Consider the following 24780-nt stretch of genomic DNA (forward strand, 5'->3'; position numbering starts at 1 on the left):
CTCTCTTCTTCGGGAGGGCGGCAGCGGGGGTTACCGAGCGGTTCTACTTTTAAGTAATGTGCAGGGCGGTTGACTCGAAGTCAACGTTGTTGACAGAGCTTCTTGCAGCGTGCCCGGCACCCCCTGGCCGTGCCCGGCACCACCTGGCCGGGCACGGTCCCCCTAGCCGGGCACGCTCTCTGTGGTGCGGGAGGGCACGGTGTTGCTGCGGGCCTGCCGGGTGCGCGGCCCGAACAGGCTCAGCGCGATCGCACCGACCAGCCAGGTGCCGGCGATGAAGTAGAAGACGCTCCGGTAGCCGTGCGCGTTGTAGAGGGCCGCCACGATCAGCGGCCCCGCGGCGTTGGACAGCCGGCCGAGCCCGTACGACACGCTGGTGCCCAGGGACCGTCCGCGCGTGTCGAACAGCTCGGGCGAGTAGGCATAGCCGAGTGCCGTGTAACCGCGCTCGAAGAGGTTGACCAGGAAGCCGAACACGATGATGAGCACCGGGTTGAACGTGAGGCCGTACAGGAGCCCGCACACGGCGATCAGCGTGCCGAACGCGGCCAGGCACCACTTGCGTTCGAACCGGTCGGTCACGAGGGCGGCCAGATACGAGCCGAGCGGCGCGCCGACGGTGGTCAGCGCCACGTAGAAGACCGACTTCTCGACGCTGAAGCCCTCCTTGGCCAGCAGGGTCGGCGCCCAGCTCGAGTAGCCGAAGAAGCCGATGGTCTGGGTGACCCACAGCACCGTGAGCAGCAGCGTCGGCATCAGGTACTTGCGCTGGAGCAGCAGCCGCAGCGGGGCCTTGGTCACCGGCTCCTCCTCGACGGGCGGCGCGGGCGCCGGCAGCGGGCCGTGCTCGGCGGCCACCGACGCCTCGATGTCGCGCAGTACGGCGTCCGCGCTCGCGTGGTCCCCCCGGCTCTCGAGCCACCGCGGCGACTCCTTGAGGTGCCGGGTGAACAGGACCAGCAGGATGCCGAGCGAGCCCCACAGGTAGACCAGGCGCCAGGTCCAGTCGGCGAGCGGCACGACCCCGCTCGCGACGAGGTTGGTGACCGGGGTGCCGCAGATGCCGATGACGATGGCGTACGCCTGGTACTTGCCGCGCACGGCCGACGGGTACATCTCGTTGACGTAGATGACCGCGACCACGGTCATCGCCGCCAGACCGGCCGAGGTCAGCACCCGGAAGACGGTCAGCGACACCAGGTCCCAGGAGAACGCCGACGCGAACGAGAAGACGCCGAAGAACAGTGTCGTCAGCAGCAGCGTGCGCTTGCGGCCCAGGCGGTCGGCGACGGTTCCCGCGACGACCGAGCCGAGGAACATGCCGACGAACGACAGCGAGGTGACGTAGGCGACCTGGTCGACCGAGATGCCCCACAGGTCGACGAGCTTGGGGGCGGTGGTCGCGAAGGTGTTGATGTCCGCGAACTCGAAGAAGTAGGCGAACGAGACGGCGAGCAGGGTGACTTTGTGGAACCGGGAGACCGGCAGCCGGTCCAGCCGGTTCAGTGCGTTGGCGTGCTGCATGACGGGGTCCTTGTCGCGGGGATCGGGGACGGCGACGGCCGGGAGGGGGAGCGGCTCACCGGTCGCCGGGCCAGTACAGGCGGGTCGGGTTGTCCACCAGCAGTCGGCGTTGCTGCTCCTCGGTCACGGCGATCCGCCGTACGTGGTCGACGAGGAGGCCGTCGTCGGGCATGTGGTCGGTGAGATTGGGATGCGGCCAGTCCGTGCCCCACAGCACGCGGTCGCCGAACTCCTCGACGACGCGGCGGGAGAAGGGCAGGACGTCGGCGTAGGGCGCGCGCTCCCCGTCCAGCGCGGCGGGACCGCTCACGCTCAGCCGCTCGGGACAGGACACCTTGACCCACACCTCGCCCCGGTCGGTGAAGCGCAGGAAACGCGAGAACTCGGGGCCGTCCACCGGCTTCGTCACGTCCGGTCGCCCCATGTGGTCCACGACCAGCGGCGTGGGCAAGGAGGTGAAGAAGTCCGCCAGTTCGGGCAGGTCGGCGCTCTCGAAGTAGAGGACGACGTGCCAGCCGAGCGGGGCGATCCGCCGTGCGATCGTGCGCAGGGCGTCCTTGGGCGACGCGTCGACCAGCCGGCGCACGAAGTTGAACCGCACCCCGCGCACACCCGCCGCGTCCAGCTCCCGCAGCTCGGCATCACTGACGTCCGGCCGGACGGTCGCCACGCCGCGCGCCCGACCGCCGCTCGCCCGCACCGCGTCGAGCATGGCGCTGTTGTCGGCACCGTGGCAGGTGGCCTGCACGATCACCTGGCGGTCGACGCCCAGATGGTCGCGGAGGGCGAAGAGCCGGTCCTTGCCCGCGTCGCAGGGCGTGTACTTGCGCTCCGGGGCGAACGGGAACTCCGCCTGCGGACCGAACACGTGGCAGTGGGCGTCGACCGTGCCGGGCGGCAGCCGGAAGGAGGGCTCGGACGGGGCCGGGTGCCAGTCCAGCCAGCCGGGGGTCTTGGCAGCGAGGGTGGTCATGTCAGCGCCCCTGTCGCTTCAGCAGCGCGTCCAGACGCGGGTACACCGACCGTGCGTTGTGCTCCCGCACGGCGGCGACCTGCTCCGCGGACAGGGCGGACGCCTCGACATAGCGCCGGGTGTCGTCGAAGTGGTGGCCCGTGCACGGGTCGACGTCCCGCACGGCGCCGATCATCTCGGAGGCGAACAGCACGTTCCGGGCCGGAACCACGTCGAGGAGCAGGTCGATGCCGGGCTGGTGGTACACGCAGGTGTCGAAGAAGACGTTGCCGAGGACGTGCTCCTCCAGCGGCGGTTTGCCCAGCGCCATGGCCAGACCGCGGAACCGGCCCCAGTGGTACGGCACCGCCCCGCCGCCGTGCGGGAGCACCAGCCGCAGGGTGGGGAAGTCGGTGAACAGGTCTCCCTGCACGAGCTGCATGAAAGCCGTGGTGTCGGCGTTGAGGTAGTGCGCGCCGGTGGTGTGGAAGGCCGGGTTCACGCTCGTGCTGACGTGGACCATCGCCGGGACGTCGTACTCGACCAGCTTCTCGTAGAGCGGGTACCAGGAGCGGTCGGTGAGCGGGGGAGCGGTCCAGTGACCGCCCGAGGGGTCGGGGTTGAGGTTCACCGCGACCGCGCCGTACTCCTCGACGCAGCGCGTCAGCTCCGGGACGCAGGTGGCCGGGTCGACGCCCGGCGACTGCGGCAGCATCGCGGCCGGGACGAAGCGCTCGGGGTAGAGCGCGGCGACGCGGGCGCACAGCTCGTTGCAGAGCGCCGCCCACGCGGCCGAGGTGCGGAAGTCACCCACGTGGTGCGCCATGAACGACGCCCGGGGCGAGAACACGGTGACGTCGATGCCGCGCTCGTCCATCATCCGCAACTGGTTCGGCTCGACGCTCTCGCGCAGTTCGTCGTCACCGATCCGCAGGCCGGCGGGCGAGGGCGCCGCCGCCGAGCCGACCAGGGCGGCGATCTGCCGCTCCCGCCAGGCGGCCAGGGCCGGCGGGGCCGTGGTGTAGTGACCGTGACAGTCGATGATCATGGGCTGCGTCCTCCGGGCTCGGGTCGTCGTCGACCGCGGCAGCCTCTCCCCGCCCGCCCGGCGGCCGGGAGCCGGCCGGACACAGAACTAACCTCCCCTTAACAAGAGCGCCGCCCCGACCGTCCACCCAGCGGACCAGGCGTAACGTGCCGCCGAGCGTGGTCTACATTCGGACGCAGACATCCGGACGCAGGCATTCCGAAATGGCCACTGCGACCTGGAAGGGAGGCGGCAGATGCAGATACTGCTGGCCGAGGACGACGACGGCGTCGCCGGAGCGCTCGTGGAGGTCCTGTACGACCACGGCCACATCACCCGGCGGGTCACCCGCGGCAGGGACGTGCTGACCTACCACCGCAGCTCGGACCTGCTCCTCCTCGACCTGGGCCTGCCCGACGTGGACGGCCTGGAGGTGCTGCGCAGGCTGCGGGCGGTCAGCGACCTGTCCGTGCTGGTGCTGACGGCGCGCGGCGACGAGCGCTCGGTGGTGCGGGGGCTGCGGCTCGGCGCCGACGACTACCTCGTCAAGCCGGTGCGGCTGACCGAGCTGCTGGCCCGCATCGAGGCCGTCACCCGGCGCACCGCCGCCGCCCGGGCGCCGCGCGGCGCCCGTACCGTGCGCGTCGGTGACGTGGAGATCGCGCTGGACGCCCGGCAGGTCCGCGTCGACGGGGCGGAGGTGGAGCTGACCACCAAGGAGTTCGACGTCCTCGCCGTGCTGGCGCGCCGGGCCGGAACGGCGATCAGCCGTGAGCAGGTGCTCGACGAGGTGTGGGGCGACGCCTACCACGCCGTGTCCCGCTCCCTGGACGTGCACCTCACCCAGTTGCGGGCCAAGCTGGGCCGCCCGGAGCTGCTCACCACGATCCGGGGCTTCGGCTTCCGACTCGGCGACTGAGGACCGCGCGTGCGCACCCGGGTACAGACCGTGCTGCTGCTGTTCGGCGTGCTGGCGGTGGCCGCCTTCGCCGTCCCGCTGCTGCTGTTCACCGCCTCCGACCGCACCCAGCAGCTGGTCCTCGCCCGCAGCTCCGACCTGGACCGTTTCGCGTCCCTCATGGACCGGGCGGCGGGCAACGGCGACACCTCGGCGATCGCCGCCGAGGCCCGGCGCTACACCCAGCTCTACGGCGAACCCCTCGTCGTCACCGACACCCGCGGGGACCCCGTCGTGCAGACCGGCGGCATGCGGGCCGCCGACCCCGCCGTAGCCCGGCTGGTCGACGCGGCCCTGCGCAACCAGAGCACGCACCCGCGCGCCGCCCTGCGGCCCTGGTCCCGCGGGCACCGCATGTTCGCGACGCCGGCGGGCACCGGCACCCAGGTCTCCGGAGCCGTGGTGCTGCGCGCCGACGTGGACACGGCCGCCGGGGACATCGCCCGGCGCTGGGCCGCCGTCCTGGCCGGCACCGCGCTGGTCGCCCTCGCCTGCACGGTACTGGCCCGGGCGGCGACCCGGTGGGTGGTCAGCCCGCTGCGCCGGCTCGACCGCGCGGTCGGCGAGCTGGCGGCGGGGCTCCCGCCCGAACACACCGTGCCCGGCGGCCCGCCGGGGCAGCGCGGCTCCGCCTCCGTCGGCGGACCGCCCGAACTGCGCCAACTCGCCACCGGCTTCAACCGCATGGCCCGCACCGTCACCGCCGCACTGGAACAGCAACGCAGACTGGTCGCCGACACCTCCCACCAGATGCGCAACCCCATGGCCGCCCTCCGGCTGCGGGTGGACGCCCTCCAGACCCACCTGCGGCCCACCGGCGAGCGCACCTACGCCGGGGTCAACACCGAACTCGACCGGCTGGAGACCCTGCTCGACGACATCCTGGCCCTCGCCGCCGCCGAGCACCGGGCCGGGGAACTCACGGTCACCGACGACCCGGGCGCACACTGCGACGCCGCCGAGGTCACGCTGGGCCGGCACCGGCTGTGGGAACCGGTCGCGCGCCGCGCCGCGGTCCGTCTCACCGCCGACGTGGCCGGGCCGGTCCCGGCCGCCTGCACCGACCGCGAACTGGCCCAGGTGACGGACATCCTGCTGGACAACGCGATCAAGTACGCGGGCGACGGCGCCCACGTCCGGCTGCGCTGCGCCGCCGAAGGTCCCTGCGCGGTCGTCACCGTCACCGACGACGGCCCCGGGCTGCGGGCGGAGGAGATCGACCGGGCCACCACCCGGTTCTGGCGCTCGGCCCGCCAGGCCGGGACGTCCGGCACGGGCCTGGGCCTCGCCATCGCCGAGCAACTCCTGGCCGGCCGCGGCGGCCGCCTGGAACTGACCCCGGCACACCCGCGCGGCCTGCGAACCCGCGCCGTCGTACCGGGTGTGCCCGCCGGGGGCGAGGCGCGGTGACGGGGCGTACCGCGCCGCGGTCGGCCCTCGCGGGTGTCCTCGACGCCGAGCCCGGGTACGGCGGGAGTCCGGCAGCGGCGTGTTCCCGGAGCGCGCGGTCCGGTGCCGCGGCGGGTCCCGCGCCGACGAAGGAGGAGGCCCGGTGAACCGGCGCAGCGTCCTGCGGGCCGCGTTCGGTACCGCCGCCGCGGGCGCCCTCGGCGGCGTGCTCGCCGGTGACCTCGCGCACGGGAGCTCCGGACCGGACGGTGTGCTGCGGCTGGCCACCGGCGAACCGACCGCCTTCTACGCCGCCTTCGGCCGGCTCCTCGCCGACCAGGTGGAGGCGGCCCACCCCGGGCTGCGCTGCCGTGTCCGCACCACCGCCGGGAGCATCACCAACATCGAACTGCTCCGCGACGGCGAGGCCGATCTCGGCCTCGTCCTCACCGACACGGCCCGCGCCGCCCAGGGCACCGGGCTCTTCCCGCGGCCGGTGCCCCTGAGCGCGATCGGCCGGGTCTACGAGACGTACCTCCAGTTCGCCGTACGCGCCGACGCCCCCGTGCGCAGCGTGGCCGACCTGGCCGGGCACCCCGTCTCGCTCGGCGCCGTCGGCTCCGGCGCGGCCCACCTCGGCGCGCGGCTGCTGAGCGCCGCGGGTCTGAGGCCCGGCACCGACGTCCCGGTACGGCACCTGCGGCTGGCCGACGCGGCGGCGGCCCTGCGGGCGGGCACCGTGGTCGGACTGCTGGTCGCGGGTGGCGTGCCGCTGCCCACCCTCTCCGACCTGGACCGCGATCCCGGCCTGCGCTTCCTGCCGCTGGCCGGTCTCCTGCCCGGCCTCGCCGGCGGCCGGGACGGCATGGCCGCCTCGGGACTTGAGGAGGTGTCCCTGCCGCAGAACGCGTACCGCGCCTCGGCCGGTGTCGCGACCGTCGGCGTCTCCAACCTCCTGGTGTGCCGCCCCGACCTGGACCCCGCCCTCGCCGGCACCCTCACCCGCCTCCTGGTGCGACGCGCCCCCGAGTTCGTGCCGGACCACGCCGTCGGCGCCCAGTTCCTCGACGTCCGCAGCCTCATCGGCACCGGCGGCGTGCCACTGCACCCGGGAGCGGCCGCGGCGTACCGGTCGCTGCACGGCTAGGGGGTGTCGTTCGGATCAGGTCGGCCGCGGCCTGCGGTGCCTTGTGGCCGACCCGGGCGACCTCTTCGACCTGCCGGACGACGAGGCGGACGCGGAGTTCGAGCTGCGCCTGCGCGCCATGGAGACGGCCGTGGCCCGGCTGGACGCCGAAGGCGTCTTCGGCACCGGCGCCGACCGGCACCGCGTCGTCGCCACCGTCGAGGTGCCGTCCGAGGACGGCAACGACGAGCGGACCCTGCGGCTGAACCCGCCCGAGGCGCTGGTGGACTGGGCGGTGGAGACGGGCGCGGACGTCGTCCGGCCGACGCCGACGGACGCGCCTCGCTGTTCTAGAGTTGCCCTCACCAGTGCAGACGACTCTGTGGACCTGTGAGGTACTCACCAGCCATGACGACCGAAACGTTTGAGTTCCAGGTAGAGGCGCGTCAGCTGCTCCAGCTGATGATTCACTCCGTCTACTCGAACAAGGATGTCTTCCTGCGCGAGCTCGTCTCCAACGCCTCCGACGCGCTGGACAAGCTGCGCCTGGCCACCCTGCGCGACGACGCGCCCGACGCCGACGTGAGCGACCTGCACATCGAGTTGGAGGTCGACAAGGACGCCCGCACCCTGACCGTGCGGGACAACGGCATCGGCATGTCGTACGACGAGGTCACCCGGCTGATCGGCACGATCGCCAACTCGGGCACCGCCAAGTTCCTGGAGGAGCTGCGGGAGGCCAAGGACGCGGCCGGGGCCGACGGTCTCATCGGCCAGTTCGGCGTCGGCTTCTACTCGGGCTTCATGGTGGCGGACGAGGTCACCCTGGTCACCCGGCACGCCGGCGAGACCGAGGGCACCCGGTGGACCTCGCGCGGCGAGGGCACGTACACCCTGGAGCGGATCGGCGAGGCCCCGCAGGGCACCGCGGTCACGCTGCACCTCAAGCCCGCCGACGCCGAGAACCAGCTGCACGACTACACCTCCGCGTGGAAGATCAAGGAGATCGTCAAGCGGTACTCGGACTTCATCACCTGGCCGGTCCGCCTGCTGCCCGAGCCGGGCAAGGACGGTGACGGCAGTGACGGCGACGGCGCCGAGGCGCGCGAGGCCGAGACGCTCAACTCCATGAAGGCCCTGTGGGCGCGCCCGCGCGACGAGGTGTCCGACGAGGAGTACCACGAGCTGTACAAGCACATCGCTCACGACTGGCGCGACCCGCTGGAGACGATCCGGCTCCAGGCGGAGGGCACCTTCGAGTACCAGGCCCTGCTCTTCGTGCCCTCGCACGCCCCGCACGACCTCTTCACCCAGGGCTACCAGCGAGGCGTCCAGCTGTACGTGAAGCGCGTCTTCATCATGGACGACTGCGAGGAGCTGCTGCCGCCCTACCTCCGCTTCGTCAAGGGCGTCGTCGACGCGCAGGACCTCTCGCTCAACGTCTCCCGGGAGATCCTCCAGCAGGACCGCCACATCCGGATGATCCAGCGCCGGCTGACGAAGAAGGTCCTCTCGACGGTCAAGGACCTCAGGACGTCGGCGCCGGACCGCTACGCCACGTTCTGGCGGGAGTTCGGCGCGGTGCTCAAGGAAGGTCTGGTGACCGACTCCGACAACCGGGACGCGATCCTCGCCGCCTGCTCGTTCGCGTCCACCCACGACGCCGAGGAGCCCACCGCGCTCAAGGACTACGTGGAGCGGATGAAGGACGGGCAGGACGACATCTACTACATGACGGGCGAGTCCCGGCAGGCCATCGAGAACTCCCCGCACATGGAGGCGTTCCGGGCCAAGGGCGTCGAGGTCCTCCTGCTCACCGACGCCGTCGACGAGGTCTGGGTCGACGCGGTGGGGGAGTACGAGGGCAAGACGCTGCGCTCGGTGGCCAAGGGCGAGATCGACCTGTCCGGCACCGACGAGGACAAGAGCGAGGCCGAGAAGGAGAAGCAGGGAGAGGAGTACGCCGGGCTGCTCGGCTGGATGACCGAGCACCTGGGCGAGGAGGTCAAGGAGGTCCGCCTCTCCTCCCGCCTCACCGTATCCCCGGCCTGCGTCGTCTCCGACGCGGGCGACCTGACGCCCGCCCTGGAGAACATGTACCGGGCGATGGGCCAGGAGGTGCCCGGCGCCAAGCGGATCCTGGAGCTCAACCCGGAGCACCAGCTGGTGAAGTCGCTGAACCGGGCCTGGACCGACCGGCAGGACCGCGCGGAGCTGACCGAGACCGCCGAACTGCTGCACGCCCTCGCGGTGCTCGCCGAGGGCGGCCGGCCCAAGGAGCCCGCCCGCTTCGTGCAGCTGATGGCGGACCGCCTGGAGCGCACGCTGTAACCGGGCCGCGAGGACACCGGCTCCACGCCGTCCCGCCATCCGCATGGCGAGACGGCGTGGCATCCGGAGCGCACCCATCCGTATCTTCGTACGCATGTATGCATCGGCTCCGCTGCTGTGCCTCGCGCTCTTCGCGTGCTCGGCGTGGTGCGTCGACGACGGCCTCTGTCGCCGCTGAGACCCCGGACCGGCCGCGCTCCCCGCGCCGCCGGTCCGCCAGCGTCCGCCGTCCCCGTGCACACCACCCCGGAGATTTTTCCGTGACCACCGCACCCCCGGCCGGGCCGTCCCCGGCCGCACCGCCGCGCCCGTCCACCCCGCTGTTCGCTCCCTCACCCACCTCCTCGGCCCGTCCCGAGGCACCGCCCCTGCCGCCGGTGCGGCGGACACCGCTCGTGGTGTCCGGGCTGCTGGCCGCCGCCCTGACCGCCTACGTGTGGTCCGCGCACGGCGCCAAGCCGGGCGTGCTGCTCCTGCTCGGCCTCGGTCTGGGCCTCGCCCTCTTCCACTCCCGGTTCGGCTTCACCTCCGCCTGGCGGCAGCTGGTCGCCGTCGGCAACGGCTCCGGGCTGCGGGCGCACGCCCTGCTCCTCGGCACCACGGCCACCCTGTTCGCGCTCGTCATCGGTACGGAGACCGGGCTGTTCGGCTCCCAGCCCGCGCCGTCCGCCGGACCCATCGGCGTCGGCCTGTTCGCCGGTTCGGCGCTCTTCGCGATCGGCATGCAGCTCGGCGGCGCCTGCGCCTCGGGCACGCTCTTCGCGGTCGGGTCGGGACAGACGTCGATCGTGCTGACCCTGGGCGGCTTCGTGGCGGGCGCCACGCTGGCCGCCTGGCAGTTCGACCTGTGGAAGGACCTCCCGGCCTGGGAGCCCGTCGTGCTGTCCGAGCACATCGGCTGGTTCGGCTCCTGGGCCGTGACCATCGCCGCACTGCTGCTCGTGGTGCTGGTCAGCCGACGGATCCAGGCCCGCCGCAACCCGCCGCCGCTGGGCGCCGTGCCCTCGGCCCGCCGCGCGGCCGTCCGTGCCGTCCGCGGGTCCTGGCCGCTGGCCGTCGGCGCCCTCGCGCTGGCCGTGCTCGGCGCGGGCGTCCTGCTGGTCTCCGGCGGCGCCTGGGGTGTCACCAGCGCGTTCAGCCTGTGGGGCTCGGAGCTGGTCGGCGCGCTCGGCGGCCACCCGGAGAACTGGACCTGGTGGCAGCGGCCCGGCAACGCCGAGATGCTGGCCGGTCCGGTGCTCGCCGACAAGACCAGCCTCACCGACATCGGCATCATGATCGGCGCGGCCGTCGCCGCCTCGCTCGGCGGCACCTGGGCGCTGCACCGGGGCATCCCCTGGCGTACCGCCGTCGCGGCGGTGCTCGGCGGTGTGCTGATGGGCATCGGCGCCCGACTGGCCGGCGGCTGCAACATCGGCGCCTACCTCGCCGGCATCGCCTCGGGCAGCCTCAGCGGCTGGCTGTGGGGCGCCTTCGCACTGGCCGGCACCTGGGTGGGCCTCAAACTGCGGCCCCTGTTCGGCCTGGGCAACCCCAGGCCGGGCGACGGCGTCTGCTGACGGGGGACGCCCGTGCGGCGCGGGGGTCAGGCCCGCGCCGCACGGGCAGCTAGAGGGTGTCGCATGCCCGGGGTGTGCCCGGGCTCGTGGTGGTGACCCGGGCGATGGCCTCAAGGGTGAGGGCGCGCCCGTGCGGCTCCCGGGCCAGGGCGCGGTGCAGCGTCAGGCCCTCGATGAGGGCGTCGAGCTGGCGGGCCGTGTCGGGGTCGAAGTGCTTCTCCAGGTGGACGCGGCTGCGGCGCATCCATTCGTGGGTCAGCTCCCGGTAGGCCGGTTGCCGCGCGGCGAGCGTGTACAGCTCCTGGGTGAGCACCAGGTCGCGCTGACTGTCCTCGGACAGCTCGTGCACCAGGTCGGCCACCGCCTCGCGGGCCTCGTCGCGGTCGGCGGCGGCGCCGAGGTGCTCGTCGAATACCGCGACGATGTGGTCGGTGAACCGGCCGAACGCCTCCCGCAGCAGCTGCTCGATGCCGGTGAAGTGGTACGTCATCGAGCCGAGCGGGACGCCCGCGCGCTGCGCGATCCGCCGGTGGGAGACGCGTGCGATGCCCTCCTCGGCGATCAGGTCGAGGGTGGCCGCGAGGATGCGCTCCCGCCGCTGCGGATCCGTGTGTCCGGTTGCCATGGGAGCAGACTTACACGTTCCGCACCGGTCGGGCAGGGTTGCCGACGGCCACGACGTTCGCCGGTACGTCCTTGGTGACGACCGCGCCGGCCCCGATGACGGAGTTGTCCCCGATGGTGACGCCGGGCAGTACGATCGCGCCGCCACCCAGCCAGACGTTGTCGCCGATGACGATCGGGCGGGCGGCCTCCAGCTTGTCCCGCCGCGGTCCGGGCTCCAGGGGGTGCGTGGGAGTGAGCAGCTGGACGTTCGGCCCGATCTGGCAGTCCTCGCCGATGGTGATCGCCGCGACGTCCAGCGCCGTCAGGTTGTAGTTGACGAAGGTGCGCGCGCCGACGCTGATGTTGCTGCCGTAGTCGACGTACAGCGGTGGCCGCACGTGGGCCTCGGCCCCCAGCGAGCCGAGCAGTTCCGCGAGGAGCGGTCGCGCCGCCTCCGCGTCCTCCGCGTAGGCGGCCTGGTAGCGGGCGGCCAGCCGCACGGCCTGCTGCTGCCTGCGGGCGATCTCCGGGTCGTCGGCGATGTAGAGGTCGCCCGCCTGCATGCGTTCGAGGTTGGTGCGGGAGTCGCCCGCGAAGTGGTCCGTCGGCATGCGTCCGATCGTACCCCCGAAGCGTACGAACGTACACTCCCGGTCGGTCGCGTCACCCGGCGATACGGCTCAGTTTCGGCGGGGCCGGAGCACTCCGGCGCACAGCAGGACCAGCAGCCCCGCGAGCGGCACCACCAGCAGGCCCACCCGCAGGCTCGTCGCGTCGGCCACCAGCCCCACGACCGGTGGCGAGAGCAGGAACCCGAGCCGCATCAGCCAGGAGACGAGGGTCAGCCCCGACCCGGGCTTGAGGCCGGGCAGCTCGTCGGCCTCGTGCATCGCCGCCGGCACCAGCGTCGCCACCCCGAACCCGGCCGCGGCGAACCCGAGCACCGTGCCCGGCACCGTCGGCACGGCCAGCGCCAGGCCCATGCCGACCGCGGCGATCAGGGCGCCGGAGCGGGCCACCGCGCGCTGGCCGAAGCGGTCCACGAGCCGGTCACCGACGATCCGGCCGACGAACTGGGCGCCGACCAGGGCGACATACCCGGACGCGGCCAGCGCCGCCGTCGCGTGCAGCGAGTCGGAGAGGTAGAGGGTGGCCCAGGACATGCCCGCGTCCTCGACGAGGGTGCCGGCCGTGGCGATGAGGACGAGGGCGGCCAGCACCCAGCCGGTGCGCAGGCCGGCCGCCGGTGCGCGGATCGGCGACGGCGCGGAGTCCTCGGTGCCGGTCTCCGGGACCGGTTCGGCCTCGGTCTCCGGGCCCGGCAGGCAGTAGCGCAGGGCGATGCAGGCCGCGACCGAGAAGACCACGGCGGAGAAGAGCAGGTGCGGGCCGCGCGCGACACCGAGCGCGATCGCGGCGGCGGCCATGGATCCGCCGGTGACGGCGCCGATGGACCAGATGGCGTGGAAGGAGTTGATGATGGACCGTCCGTAACGGCGCTGCACCCGCAGGCCGTGGGCGTTCTGCGCGACGTCGGTGAAGGCGTCCATCGCCCCGGCCAGGAACAGCGCCCCCGCGAACACCACGACCGAGTCCGCGAGTCCGGCGGCGAGGATGCCCACCCCGGTCAGCAGTGTGCCGCCGACCGCGACCCGCGCCGAACCGAACCGGCGCACCAGGATCCCGGCCGCCAGCCCGGCCGTGATGGCTCCCGCCGGGAACGCCGCCACGGCCAGTCCGTAGGCGGCGTTCCCGATGCCGAGGTCCGCCTTGATCTGCGGATACCTCGGCAGCAGGTTGGCGAACAGGGCGCCGTTGGTGAAGAACAGCACGGCGACGGCCAGCCGAGCCCGCCGATCGGCCAGGGCAGGCCGGCGCAGTACGTCAACAGTCATGCGCGGGAGCCTACCCGCGGGGCGTACGAACGTACACTCCCTACTGCCCCCGGCTGGAGAGGCTCTTTCAGCGCCCCTTGGCGCACAGGGCCGCGTCGACGGCGCCCTGGAGATGACGCAGGCTGTCGCCCTCGGCCGCCCACGTCGTGGTGTACACGGTCACGGTGCCCCGGCCGCCCGCGGCCCGGCCGCCGCCCACCGAACCGCCGGGCAGGTCCCCGCCGTGGCCCCAGTAGACGCCGCCGCAGCTGAGCGGGATCGAGGCGAGGCCGTACCCGTAGCGGCTGCCGGCCGGGTAGACGTCGCGGCCGCCGATGTCGGTGGTGTCCCGCGTCATCAGGCGCACCGCCCAGCCGGGCAGCAGCCGGCCGCCGAACAGACCGTCCCAGAAGGCGTTGAGGTCGACGGGTGTGGACACCAGGCCGCCGGACGCCCCGAACTCGTGACCCGGCAGCTCGGTCACGTCCACCCGCCCGTCCTGCGGGTGCGCGGGGTGCACGCCGTAGTTCCGGGCGTGCGGGCCGCGCAGGTCCAGCTCGCCGGGCGCGGGCCAGTAGGTGTCGTCCAGGTGCAGCGGGCGCAGGATCGTGCGCTCCACGTACGTGCGGAAGTCGACCCCGGACACCTCGTCGATCACCATGCCAAGGACCAGGTAGTTGGTGTTGGAGTAGCCCCAGTCCGTGCCGGGCTCGAAGACGGGCTCCGCGTCGAGCGCCAGGGCCAGGTACTCCTCGGTCGTCCCCGGCCGGGTCCAGTCCACCAGCGCCGAGTACTCAGGCAGCCCGCTGGTCTGCTTCAGCAACTGCCGTACGGTGATGGGGCTGTCGGCGAGCTGCGGCACGTAGGAGCCCGCGCGGTCGTCCAGGCCCAGGCGGCCGTCCACCACCAGCCGCATCACCGCGGTCGCGGTGAACGCCTTGGTGTCGCTGGCGAGCCGGAACCGGCCCCGTTCGTCGGTCATCGGCCGGCCCGACTCCAGATCGGCGACGCCGGAGGTGCGGGTCGTCCTGCCGTCGTACGCGAGCGCGCCGGGTACGCCGTCGCGTGCGGTGAGCAGGTCCAGTTGACGCTGCACGGCATCGGGGTGGTCGGGGCGACCCGGGTGGGCCGCCGCCGCGGGCGCGAGCGCACCGGTGAGTGCGGCGGCGAGCAGGACTGCGGCGGCCAGGCGCTTGCGGTGCATGTGTCTTCCCCCTGTTCGTGGCCGCCCGACTGCGGCGGGCGGACGGTGTGCGTTCACCGACGACCTTTCCAGGGCACGGAAGGAAGATCAGTGGGACAGGCCCCCGGGCCGGGGGTGTCACCAACACCCCCCGGCCAACATCCCGTCAAGCCCCCCGCCACCCCCTCGCGCAGGCGCCCCCCGGCCTCAGCCGAGCAGGTCGGCGACGAGCACGGCGAACTCCTCGGGCGTGGCCAGCCGGACGCCGAGCTGCTCCGCCTTGGCCCGCTTCGAACCCGCTCCCTCGCCCGCGACGACGAGTGACGTGTTCTTGGAGACGCTGGAGGACGAGCGTCCGCCGGCCCGCTCGATGAGTTCGTTCATCTCGTTGCGGCTGAGCCGTTCCAGGTTGCCGGTCATCGCGCCGGTGACCACCACCTTCATGCCTGACAGCGGCCCGCCGTCCCCGGGTGCCTCGGCCGTCGCCCCGTCCGCGTCGGCGGGCGGGGGCGGGGTCGCGCCGGGCTCGGTCATGTTGACGCCGGCGGCGGCGAGCTTGTCGATGAGCGGGGCGAGTTCGGCGATCTCCGCGACGACGGAGGGGGCCTTCTCCACCCCGATGCCGTCGACCCGCTGCATGGCCTCGGCGTCGGCGGCGCGTATGTGGTCCATGGTGGCGAAGTACCGGGCGATGCGCCGGGACATGGACCGGCCGGTGCCCCGCACCCCCAGCGCGCACAGCACCCGGGACAGCGGCTGCTCCTTGGCCCGGTCGAGCGCGGCCAGCAGGTTGTCGGTGCTGGTCTCGCCCATCCGCTCCAGGGCGAGCAACTGCTCGCGCCCGAGCAGGAAGAGGTCGGCCAGGTCGGCGACGAGACCCGCCTCGACGAGCTGGACGACGCGGGTGGTGCCCAGGCCCTCGATGTCGAGCTGGTCGCGCCCGGCGGCGTAGGCGAGGGAGGCGACCAGGTGGCAGTTGCGGCCCTGCGCGCACCGCCAGCGCTCCTCGCTCGTGTCGATGTCCGAGCCGCAGCGCGGACAGGCGTCGGGGAACACGATGGGCTCTTCCTCGCCCGTCCGCAGGTGCGCGACCGGAGCCTCGATGCGCGGGATGACGTCCCCGGCGCGGTGCACCATCACGTGGTCGCCCAGCCGCAGGCCGCGCCGGGTGATGTCGGCCGGATTGTGCAGCGTGGCATAGGTGATCGTGGAGCCCTCGATGACCACCGGCTCCAGCACGCCGCGCGGGGCGACGATGCCGGTACGGCCCACGTTCCACTCCACGGCGAGCAGCCGGGTGATCTTCTCGACCGCCGGGAGCTTGTAGGCGATCGCCCACCGCGGCGCCCGCGAGCCGGACCCGGCGGCCCGCCGGTCGGCGGCGAGGTCCGCCTTGACGACGATCCCGTCGATGCCGAACGGCAGCTCGGCACGGAGCGCGGCGATCTCCTGGACCCGGGCCACCACCTGCTCGGGCGTCTCGACGACCACGTCCGGGACCGCGGTGCCCGCGCTGGTGTGCACGCCGAGCCCGGCCGCCGTCTCCATCAGCTCGCTGTACGCCAGCTCGTCGAGCCGTCCGGCCAGCTCGTCGCCGGTCTCGGGCAGGGCCAGCAGGCCGTAGCCGAAGAACGTCATCGGCACCGTGTAGGCACGCTCCTTCGCGCGCAGGGTGCCCGCGGCCGCGTTGCGCGGGTTGGCGAAGGGCTGTCCACCGTGCTGGATGCGCACCTCGTTGGCGTGCTCGAACTGAGCCGTCGTCATCAGGATCTCGCCCCGCACCTCGACGGTCACCGGCTCCGCCAGCGTCTCGGGCAGCCCCTCCACGGTGCCGATGGCGTGCGAGACGTCCTCACCGGCCGTGCCGTCGCCCCGGGTGATCAGCCGGGTGAGGCGCCCCGCGTGGTAGCGGGCGGCGACGGCGAGGCCGTCCAGCTTCGGGCCCACGGCGAACCGGGCGACCTCGCGGTCGACGCGACGGGCCAGGGACTCCGTCCAGGCGGTGAATTCCTCCGGCGAGAAGACGTTGTCCAGACTGAGCATCGGCACCGTGTGCGGCACGTCCCCCTCGGCCGCGCCGCCGGCGACCTTGCCGGTGGGCGAGTCGGGCAGCACCTCGCCCGGGTGCTCGGCCTCCCACGCGGCGATCCCTCGCGCCAGCCGGTCGTAGGCGTCGTCGTCCATCGGCGAGGAACCGCCCGCGTAGTAGGCGGCGGCCGCGCGCGTGGCGTCCTCGACCGCCTGGGCGTAGGCGGTGGCGTCGACGATCACTGCTGCAGGAGTAGTCATGGGCCACATCATGCCGCTCACCACTGACAACGGGTCCTCGCCGCCGCACGGCGGCCGCTCCGCTTGCGCAGGGGCCGACATGGGGTTTCGGTGGAACCGACTCGCCACCGCCCCAGGAGCTGTCATGTCGATGTCGTCGTTCGGATTCGGCGCGTCCGATCCGTTCAGTGATCTGTTCAACCGGTTCTTCGGTACCTCGCCCGCGTCCTCGCCCCCCGCCGTGCAGCGGGTGCCGATCGGCCGGATGCTGACCGAGTCCTCGCAGGAGCTTCTCAACCTGGCGGCACGGCGGGCCCTGGAGGACGGGACGTCCGACCTGGACACGGAGCACCTGCTGTGGGCGGCCACCAAGGTCGAGCCCGCGCGGGGACTGCTCGCCCGGGCGGGTGCCGACCCCGACGCGCTCGCGGACCAGATCGCCGAGATCCTGCCGCGCGAGGCGGGCGAGCCGTCCGCCGAGCCGGGCCTCACCCCGGCCGCCAAACGAACCCTGGCCACCGCCTACGCCCGCTCCCGGGCGTCCGGAGTCTCCTACATCGGCCCCGAGCACGTCCTGGGCGCCCTGCTGGCGGACGGCGACACGGGCGCGGCCCGGCTGCTGGGCGCGGAGGGGCAGGACATCGGCAAGCTGGAGGGTCTCACCGAGCAGGTCGCCCGCTCGGGCGGAACACCGGGCGACGGCGCCGGGAAGCCCGCCACGACGCTGGACGAGTACGGACGGGACCTGACCGACGAGGCGAAGGCCGGGAAACTCGACCCCGTCGTCGGCCGCGCCGAGGAGATCGAGCAGACCGTCGAGATCCTCTCCCGGCGCTCCAAGAACAACCCGGTGCTGATCGGCGAGCCCGGCGTCGGCAAGACCGCCATCGTCGAGGGACTCGCCCAGCGCATCGTGGCCGGTGAGGTCCCGAACACACTGAAGGACAAGAGGGTCGTCGCCCTCGACCTGTCCGCCATGGTGGCGGGCGCGCAGTACCGGGGCCAGTTCGAGGAGCGGCTCAAGAAGGTCATCGAGGACGTCCAGCAGGCCCGCGGCGACATCATCCTGTTCATCGACGAACTGCACACCGTCGTCGGCGCCGGGGCCACCGGCGAGGGCTCCATGGACGCCGGCAACATGCTCAAGCCCGCGCTCGCCCGCGGCGAACTGCACGTGGTGGGCGCGACGACCATCGACGAGTACCGCAAGTACGTCGAGAAGGACGCGGCCCTCGAACGCCGCTTCCAGCCCGTGATGGTCCCCGAGCCCTCGGTCGAGGAGACCGTGCAGATCCTGGAGGGCCTGCGCGACGCCTACGAGGCGCACCACCAGGTCCGCTTCGCCGACGGAGCGCTGACCGCGGCGGCGGAACTGTCCGACCGCTACGTCAGCGACCGTTTCCTGCCCGACAAGGCGATCGACGTCATGGACCAGGCGGGCGCCCGGGTACGGCTGCGCAGCGCGAGCCGCTCCACCGAGGTCGTCAGCCGCGAGGACCGCATCGCCAGGCTCCGCCGGGAGCAGGAGCAGGCCGTCGCCGCCGAGGACTACGCCCGGGCGGGCGAGCTGAAGCGCGAGATCGCCGAGGCGGAGGGCGAACTCGCGGGCATCGAGGAGCGCCGTGAGGGCGTCGTCTCCGTCACCGCCCACGACATCGCCGACGTGATCTCCCGCCGCACCGGCATCCCGGTCTCCCAGCTGACCGCCGGGGAGAAGGAACGGCTGCTCAGGCTGGAGGAGGAGATGCACGCCCGGATCGTCGGCCAGGACGAGGCGGTCACCGCCGTCTCGCGGGCCGTGCGCCGCAACCGGGCCGGCATGGGCGACCCCGACCGGCCCGTGGGCTCCTTCCTCTTCCTCGGCCCCACCGGCGTCGGCAAGACCGAGCTGGCCAAAACCCTCGCCGAGCTGCTGTTCGGCGAGGAGAACCGCATGGTCCGCTTCGACATGAGCGAGTTCCAGGAGAAGCACACGGTCGCCCGGCTGGTCGGCGCACCCCCCGGATACGTCGGCTACGAGGAGGCCGGACAGCTCACCGAGAAGGTCCGTCGGCAGCCGTACAGCGTGGTCCTGTTCGACGAGGTGGAGAAGGCCCACCCCGACGTCTTCAACACGCTGCTGCAGATCCTCGACGACGGCCGCCTCACCGACGGACAGGGCCGCACCGTCGACTTCCGGCACTGCGTGGTCATCATGACCTCCAACATCGGTGCCCACCGCATCCTCGACCACAAGGGCGACGTGTCCGACCTCAAGGACGAGTTGATGCAGGAGCTGCGGGGACGGTTCCTGCCCGAGTTCCTCAACCGCATCGACGAGATCATCGTCTTCCACGGCCTCACCGAGGACGACCTCTCGCGGATCGTGGACCACCTGCTGGCCCAGAGCGAACGGCGGGTGCACGCCCAGGGCATGACGCTGAAGGTCACCGAGGCGGCCAAGAAGCTGCTGATCGCCCACGGGCACCAGCCGGAGTTCGGCGCCCGACCGCTGAGGCGCACCATCCAGGCCGAACTCGACAACCGCGTCGCCGACCTGCTCCTCGGCGGCGAGGCCGACCCCGGCGACACCATCGTCGCCGACGTGGTCGACGACTCCCTGCACTGCACGGTCGACAAGTCCGGCACCGCACGATCCGCGGAGGCGAGCGGTACATGAGCACCGTCGAGGAAACGATCGAGATCGCCGTACCGGTGCGCACCGCGTACGACCAGTGGACCCAGTTCGAGTGCTTCCCACGGTTCATGACCACCGTCAAGCGGGTCGAACAGATCAGGCCCGCCGTGACCCTGTGGATCGTCGGACTCGGCCCCCTCCGCCGGGAGTTCGCGACCGAGATCGTGGACCAGGTGCCCGACTCGCACCTGACCTGGCGCAGCCTCGGGCAACGCCACGGCCACCGGGGCGAGGTGACGTTCCGCCCCGTCGAGGGGGAGCGCACCTCGGTGACCGTGCGGATGTCGGCCGGCCCGCGCGGACTCACCGGTGTGCTCACCGCGGTCCCCGGGGCGGCGCGCCGCGTCCTGCGGCGCGAACTCGCGCACTTCAAGGCGTACATCGAAGGGCACGGGGAGGCGAGCGGCGCCTGGCGCGGGACCATCCGCGGCGGCCAGGTGCGGCCCGGGGAGCCGGAGCCGCCGCGCAGCCGGGTGGCGGGATGGCCCGTGGGCTGACAGGCCACGCCCCGTACCCAGGCCCCGTACCCGGAAGACAGCGAACGAGAGGCGATCCACCCGATGAAGAAGCCGCCCAGGGACGAACCCCGGGACGACCTGACCGTCACCCCGCCCAAGACCTGGGCCGCGGGCGTGCCCGCCGTGGTGCACGCACTGGAGTACTCCCTGGCGCAGACGTCCCCGAAGGAAACCGCGGTGGACCTGCTGACCATGAACCAGGTCGACGGGATCGACTGCCCGGGCTGCGCCTGGGCGGACCCCGCACCCGGCCACCGCCACCGCAACGAGTACTGCGAGAACGGCGCCAAGCACATCAACGACGAGGCGACGACACGGCGGATCACCGCAGACTTCTTCCGCGCGCACTCCGTCTCCGACCTGGCCGGGCGCTCCGACCTGTGGCTGAACCAGCAGGGGCGGCTGACCGAGCCGATGGTGAAGCGGCCCGGCTCCGACCACTACGAGCCGATCAGCTGGCGCGACGCCCTCGACCTGCTCGCCGGGGAACTGAAGGCGCTCGACAGCCCCGACGAGGCGGTCTTCTACACCTCGGGCCGGGTCAGCAACGAGGCCGCGTTCGTCCTGCAGCTCTTCGCCCGCGCCTACGGCACCAACAACCTGCCCGACTGCAGCAACATGTGCCACGAGTCGAGCGGCTTCGCCCTGCACGAGACCCTCGGCACCGGCAAGGGCACCGTCAGCCTCGACGACCTGCACCACGCGGACCTGATCTTCCTCGTGGGACAGAACCCCGGCACCAACCACCCGCGGCAGCTGTCCGCGCTGGAGCAGGCCAAGCGCAACGGCGCCCGCATCGTCGCCGTCAACCCGCTCCCGGAGGCGGGGCTGCTGCGGTTCAAGAACCCCCAGAAGGCCAGCGGGGTGATCGGCCAGGGCGTCCGGATCGCCGACCGGTTCCTGCACATCCGGCCCGGCGGCGACCTCGCCCTGTTCCAGGCGCTGAACCGGCTGCTCCTGGAGGCCGAGGACGCCCGGCCCGGCACGGTCCTCGACCACGCGTTCATCCGCGACTGCACCAGCGGCTTCGAGGAGTTCGCCGAACACGCCCGGCAGGTCTCCTGGGACGACGTGGTCGCCACCACCGGTCTGACCCGCGAGGAGATCGAGCGGGTCCGCGACGAGGTACTGCGCAGCAAGCGGGTCATCGTCTGCTGGGCGATGGGCATCACCCAGCACAAACACGGCGTGCCCACCATCCGGGAGATCGTCAACTTCCTGCTGCTGCGCGGCAACCTCGGCAGGGCCGGAGCCGGCGCCTGCCCGGTGCGCGGCCACAGCAACGTCCAGGGCGATCGCACGATGGGCATCTGGGAGCAGATGCCGGACTCCTTCCTGGACGCCCTGCGCGACGAGTTCGGCTTCGACCCGCCGCGCGCCCACGGCCTGGACTCGGTGAACTCGATCAAGGCGATGCGGGAGGGCCGGATCAAGGTCTTCCTCGGTGTCGCGGGCAACTTCGTCCGGGCCGCCCCCGACAGCGCGGTCACCGAGGCGGCCATGCGGAGCTGCCGCCTCACCGCCCACGTCTCCACCAAGCTCAACGGATCCCACACCGTCTGCGGGCGCACCGCGCTGATCCTGCCCACCCTCGGCCGCACCGAACGCGACCAGCAGGCCGGCGGCGAGCAGTTCGTCACGGTGGAGAACTCCATGAGCGAGGTGCACACCTCCCGGGGACGCCTCAAGCCGGCCTCACCCCTGCTGCTCAGCGAGGTCGCCATCCTGTGCCGGCTCGCCCGCCGCACCCTCGGCACCGGCCCCGGGAACGTGCCCTGGGAGGAGTTCGAGGCCGACTACAGCGCGATCCGCGACCGGATCTCCCGCATCGTGCCGGGCCTGCACGACTTCAACCGGCGCGTGGCACGCCCCGGTGGCATCCGGCTGCCCAACCCCGTCAACGAGGGTGTGTACCGCACCGCCACCAAAAAGGCCATGTTCACCCGCAACACCTGGCGGACGCCGGACGTGCCCGGGGGCCACCTGCTGCTGCAGACGCTGCGCTCCCACGACCAGTGGAACACCATCCCCTACACACTCAACGACCGCTACCGGGGCATCCACGGCAGCCGCCGGGTGGTCATGGTCAACCCGGAGGACCTCAGCGCCCTGTCCCTGAGCGAGGGGGACCGCGTCGACGTCGTCGGCGTGTGGCACGACGACACCGAGCGGCGGGCCGAGGGCTTCACAGTGGTCCCGTACCCCACGGCACGCGGTTCCGCCGCCGCGTACTACCCGGAGACACAGGTCCTGGTCCCGCTGGACAGCGTCGCCGACATCAGCAACCAGCCCACCTCCAAGGGCATCCTCGTCCGGCTGGAACGCGTGACACCGTAGCCGCATCGTGAGACGGGCCCCGCCGCGGGAATGGCGGCCGGCGGGGCCCCGTTGACACCTGTCATGCCCGACTCTTCCCCACGGCCCACGGCCGGACGCATGCCGCTCGCCGTCTACATCCTCGGCCTGTCCGTCTTCGCCCTCGGCACCAGCGAGTTCATGCTCTCCGGACTGCTGCCGCCCATCGCCGACGACATGGACGTGTCGATCCCGCAAGCCGGGCTGCTGATATCGGCGTTCGCGATCGGCATGGTGGTCGGCGCGCCGCTGCTCGCCGTCGCGACCCTGCGCCTGCCCCGCAAGACCACGCTGGTCGCGCTGATCTCCGTGTTCGGCGTCGGCCAGGTCGCGGGCGCGCTCGCGACTAGCTACGAGGTCCTGTTCGTCTCGCGGGTCGTCAGCGCCCTCGCCTGCGCCGGCTTCTGGGCGGTGGGCGCGGCCGTGGCCATCGCGATGGTGCCGGTGACCGCGCGGGCCCGCGCGATGGCCGTGATGATCGGCGGACTGTCCATCGCCAACGTCCTCGGCGTCCCGGCCGGCGCCTTCCTCGGCGAGCACCTGGGGTGGCGGTCCGCGTTCTGGGCCGTGGGCGGCGCGTCCGCCGTCGCGCTCGTCGGCGTGGTGACCCTGATCCCCCGCATCCCGCCGACCGAGCGGCGGACCCGGCTGCGGGGCGAGCTGGCGATCTACCGGGACCGCCAGGTCTGGCTGTCCATCGTCGTGACCGCGCTCGCCGCCGGCGGCGTCTTCTGCGCCTTCTCCTACCTCGCCCCGCTGCTCACCGACGTCGCCGGTCTCGCGGACGGCTGGGTGCCCACCGTGCTGGCGCTGTTCGGCGTCGGTGCGCTCATCGGCACGATGATCGGCGGCCGGGTCGCCGACGCGCACCTGTTCGGCGTACTGCTCTCCGGCATCACCGCGTCGACGGTGCTGCTGGCCGCCCTCGCGCTGTTCGCCTCCAGCCCGGCCGTCGTGATCGTTCTGTCGCTGCTGCTCGGCGTCTCCGCGTTCTACACCGCACCCGCGCTCAACGCGCGCATGTTCAACGTCGCCGGGGCCGCGCCCACCCTCGCGGGCGCCACGACGACCGCCGCGTTCAACCTGGGCAACACCGGCGGTCCCTGGCTCGGCGGCACGGTGATCGACGCGGACCTCGGGTACGAGGCCACCGCCTGGGCGGGCGGGGCGATGACCCTGGTCGCGATCGGCTTCGTCGCCGTCTCCCTGCGGCTGCACAGCCGGTCGCGGGTGGTGGCGGGCGGCGGCCCGGCAACCGAGACCGCGAGCGTGGAGCGGACCCAGCGGGTGTGACGCCGGGAGGCGGCCCTCACCGCGGCCGGGACCGCTCCGCGGCGGCCCCGGCACAGCGGCGGGCCAGCCCGGCGAACGCCTCCTCGAGGGCAGGCGGGCCGACGACCTCGATGTCGGTGTCGTAGAGGCAGAAGGCGGCGGCCAGCGAGGGCCACGACCAGGAGCCCGTCGTGAGCCGGCAGCGGTCGGGACCCAGTTCCTCGACGGTCCCGTCGGCGGCGTGCGGCGACACCGCGGAGGCGGGCAGGTGGAGTACCGCCGTTCCGCGGCAGGGCCAGTCCGCGGAGCCGTCGGAGCCACGGAACCTGCCGGTCAGGAAGGCGGCCACGTCCTCGCCCGGCAGTTCCCGCGGCGTGAAGCGCGGGCCGGTGGGCGTGCGCGGGGTGATCCGGTCGGCGCGGAAGACCCGCCAGTCCTCGCGGTCCAGGTCCCAGGCGACCAGGTACCAGCGCCCGCCCCGGGCGACGAGATGGTGCGGCTCCACCCGGCGCGGGGGCGGCACGGCCTCGGGCACGGTGTCCGCGGTGTCCACGGGGTGGGCCGGGGCGTGGTCGAAGCGCAGCACCTCGCGGGCCTGGACGGCGGCGCTGAGCGCCATCAGGACCCCGGTGTCCGCCTGGGGCTCGGGCCGGGGCGCCGACCGTGCGACGGAGGTGACCTGGAGGGCGTCGATCCGGTGCCGCAGCCGGGCCGGCATGACCTGGCGCAGGGTCGCCAGCGCCCGGGCCGCGCCGTCCTCGATCCCGGCGCCGGCGGCGGCCGCGGTGCGCAGCGCCACGGCGAGGGCGACCGCCTGCTCGTCGTCGAAGAGCAGCGGGGGCAACTGCGTCCCGGCGTCCAGGCGGTAGCCGCCGTCCGGGCCCATCACAGCCCGCACGGGATAGCCCAGCTCACGGAGCCGGTCGACGTCGCGGCGCAGGGTGCGCGGGCTGACGTCCAGCCGCTCGGCCAGCACCGCACCGGGCCAGTCCCGGCGCGCCTGGAGCAGCGAGAGCAGGGACAGCAGCCGGGCCGAGGTCTTCTGCATGAGAACCATGCTGCCGCACATGGCGGCCACAACCTGACCGCTACCCGCAGCAGAGTGGGCACCGCGGAGCCGGACCGGCCCCGCGGCGGCCCGCTCCACCGGGCCGTCCCACC

General features: G+C 72.9%; 19 protein-coding genes. 10 read left to right on the plus strand and 9 right to left on the minus strand.

The features are described 5' to 3' along the window. Positions 1–162: 162 nt before the first annotated feature. The 3 genes from IE258_RS32760 to IE258_RS32770 are packed head-to-tail and all read right to left on the minus strand — an operon-like array spanning position 163 to position 3524. On the minus strand, positions 163–1524 hold the full coding sequence (locus IE258_RS32760; protein ID WP_189749366.1) for an MFS transporter: 1362 nt from the start codon (positions 1522–1524) through the stop codon (positions 163–165). 55 nt (positions 1525–1579) lie between these two features. Continuing rightward, positions 1580–2497 carry an amidohydrolase family protein gene (locus IE258_RS32765; RefSeq protein WP_189749368.1) on the minus strand — a complete coding sequence of 306 codons (918 nt, stop codon included), beginning with the start codon at positions 2495–2497 and terminating at the stop codon, positions 1580–1582. Between the two features lies 1 nt (position 2498). Beyond that, positions 2499–3524: an amidohydrolase family protein gene (locus IE258_RS32770; RefSeq protein WP_189749369.1), complete on the minus strand. Its 1026-nt coding sequence runs from the start codon at positions 3522–3524 to the stop codon at positions 2499–2501. A gap of 235 nt (positions 3525–3759) precedes the next feature. Between IE258_RS32770 and IE258_RS32775 the strand changes: the two genes are divergently transcribed. The 6 genes from IE258_RS32775 (at position 3760) to IE258_RS32800 (ending at position 10866) form a co-directional block, all read left to right on the plus strand. Then, a complete protein-coding gene (locus tag IE258_RS32775) occupies positions 3760–4422 on the plus strand; it encodes a response regulator transcription factor (protein ID WP_189749370.1) in 663 nt (220 codons plus the stop codon). 9 nt (positions 4423–4431) lie between these two features. Further along, a complete protein-coding gene (locus tag IE258_RS32780) occupies positions 4432–5871 on the plus strand; it encodes a sensor histidine kinase (protein WP_189749371.1) in 1440 nt (479 codons plus the stop codon). Positions 5872–6013: 142 nt separating this feature from the next. Further along, complete coding sequence (locus IE258_RS32785) at positions 6014–6997, plus strand: TAXI family TRAP transporter solute-binding subunit (RefSeq protein ID WP_189749372.1); 984 nt, start codon at positions 6014–6016, stop codon at positions 6995–6997. 43 nt (positions 6998–7040) lie between these two features. Then, positions 7041–7370 carry a DUF4303 domain-containing protein gene (locus tag IE258_RS32790; RefSeq protein WP_229892551.1) on the plus strand — a complete coding sequence of 110 codons (330 nt, stop codon included), beginning with the start codon at positions 7041–7043 and terminating at the stop codon, positions 7368–7370. Positions 7371–7384: 14 nt separating this feature from the next. Next, positions 7385–9307 carry a molecular chaperone HtpG gene (gene htpG, locus IE258_RS32795; RefSeq protein WP_189749373.1) on the plus strand — a complete coding sequence of 641 codons (1923 nt, stop codon included), beginning with the start codon at positions 7385–7387 and terminating at the stop codon, positions 9305–9307. Between the two features lie 260 nt (positions 9308–9567). After that, positions 9568–10866 (plus strand): YeeE/YedE family protein, encoded by a 1299-nt coding sequence (locus tag IE258_RS32800; RefSeq protein ID WP_189749374.1) that lies wholly within the window; start codon positions 9568–9570, stop codon positions 10864–10866. A gap of 49 nt (positions 10867–10915) precedes the next feature. Here IE258_RS32800 and IE258_RS32805 read toward each other — a convergent pair whose 3' ends face one another. The 5 genes from IE258_RS32805 to ligA form a co-directional block, all read right to left on the minus strand. Continuing rightward, a complete protein-coding gene (locus tag IE258_RS32805; RefSeq protein ID WP_189749375.1) occupies positions 10916–11491 on the minus strand; it encodes a TetR/AcrR family transcriptional regulator in 576 nt (191 codons plus the stop codon). A gap of 10 nt (positions 11492–11501) precedes the next feature. After that, positions 11502–12083 (minus strand): sugar O-acetyltransferase, encoded by a 582-nt coding sequence (locus IE258_RS32810; protein WP_189749377.1) that lies wholly within the window; start codon positions 12081–12083, stop codon positions 11502–11504. Positions 12084–12152: 69 nt separating this feature from the next. Continuing rightward, positions 12153–13367 carry an MFS transporter gene (locus IE258_RS32815; RefSeq protein WP_189749378.1) on the minus strand — a complete coding sequence of 405 codons (1215 nt, stop codon included), beginning with the start codon at positions 13365–13367 and terminating at the stop codon, positions 12153–12155. 67 nt (positions 13368–13434) lie between these two features. Continuing rightward, a complete protein-coding gene (locus IE258_RS32820; RefSeq protein ID WP_189749379.1) occupies positions 13435–14550 on the minus strand; it encodes a serine hydrolase domain-containing protein in 1116 nt (371 codons plus the stop codon). Between the two features lie 186 nt (positions 14551–14736). Next, positions 14737–16818: an NAD-dependent DNA ligase LigA gene (gene ligA / locus IE258_RS32825; RefSeq protein WP_189749380.1), complete on the minus strand. Its 2082-nt coding sequence runs from the start codon at positions 16816–16818 to the stop codon at positions 14737–14739. A gap of 124 nt (positions 16819–16942) precedes the next feature. Here ligA and IE258_RS32830 point away from each other — a divergent pair, with 124 nt between their 5' ends. From IE258_RS32830 to IE258_RS32845, 4 genes are all read left to right on the plus strand, one after another. Continuing rightward, positions 16943–19456: an ATP-dependent Clp protease ATP-binding subunit gene (locus tag IE258_RS32830; protein WP_189749381.1), complete on the plus strand. Its 2514-nt coding sequence runs from the start codon at positions 16943–16945 to the stop codon at positions 19454–19456. Next, positions 19453–19971: an SRPBCC family protein gene (locus IE258_RS32835; protein WP_189749382.1), complete on the plus strand. Its 519-nt coding sequence runs from the start codon at positions 19453–19455 to the stop codon at positions 19969–19971. The genes IE258_RS32830 and IE258_RS32835 overlap by 4 nt, the downstream gene beginning before the upstream one ends. Before the next feature lie 63 nt (positions 19972–20034). After that, positions 20035–22329, plus strand: a complete 2295-nt coding sequence (locus IE258_RS32840; protein ID WP_189749383.1) for an FdhF/YdeP family oxidoreductase — start codon at positions 20035–20037, stop codon at positions 22327–22329. A 99-nt stretch (positions 22330–22428) separates the two neighbouring features. Beyond that, a complete protein-coding gene (locus IE258_RS32845) occupies positions 22429–23640 on the plus strand; it encodes a Cmx/CmrA family chloramphenicol efflux MFS transporter (RefSeq protein WP_189749421.1) in 1212 nt (403 codons plus the stop codon). A gap of 16 nt (positions 23641–23656) precedes the next feature. Here the strand turns inward: IE258_RS32845 and IE258_RS32850 are convergent, their stop codons facing one another. Then, positions 23657–24667, minus strand: a complete 1011-nt coding sequence (locus IE258_RS32850) for a helix-turn-helix transcriptional regulator (RefSeq protein WP_189749384.1) — start codon at positions 24665–24667, stop codon at positions 23657–23659. Positions 24668–24780 lie beyond the last annotated feature (113 nt).

The sequence above is a fragment of the Streptomyces tendae genome (assembly GCF_014650435.1).
Lineage (GTDB): Bacteria > Actinomycetota > Actinomycetes > Streptomycetales > Streptomycetaceae > Streptomyces > Streptomyces tendae.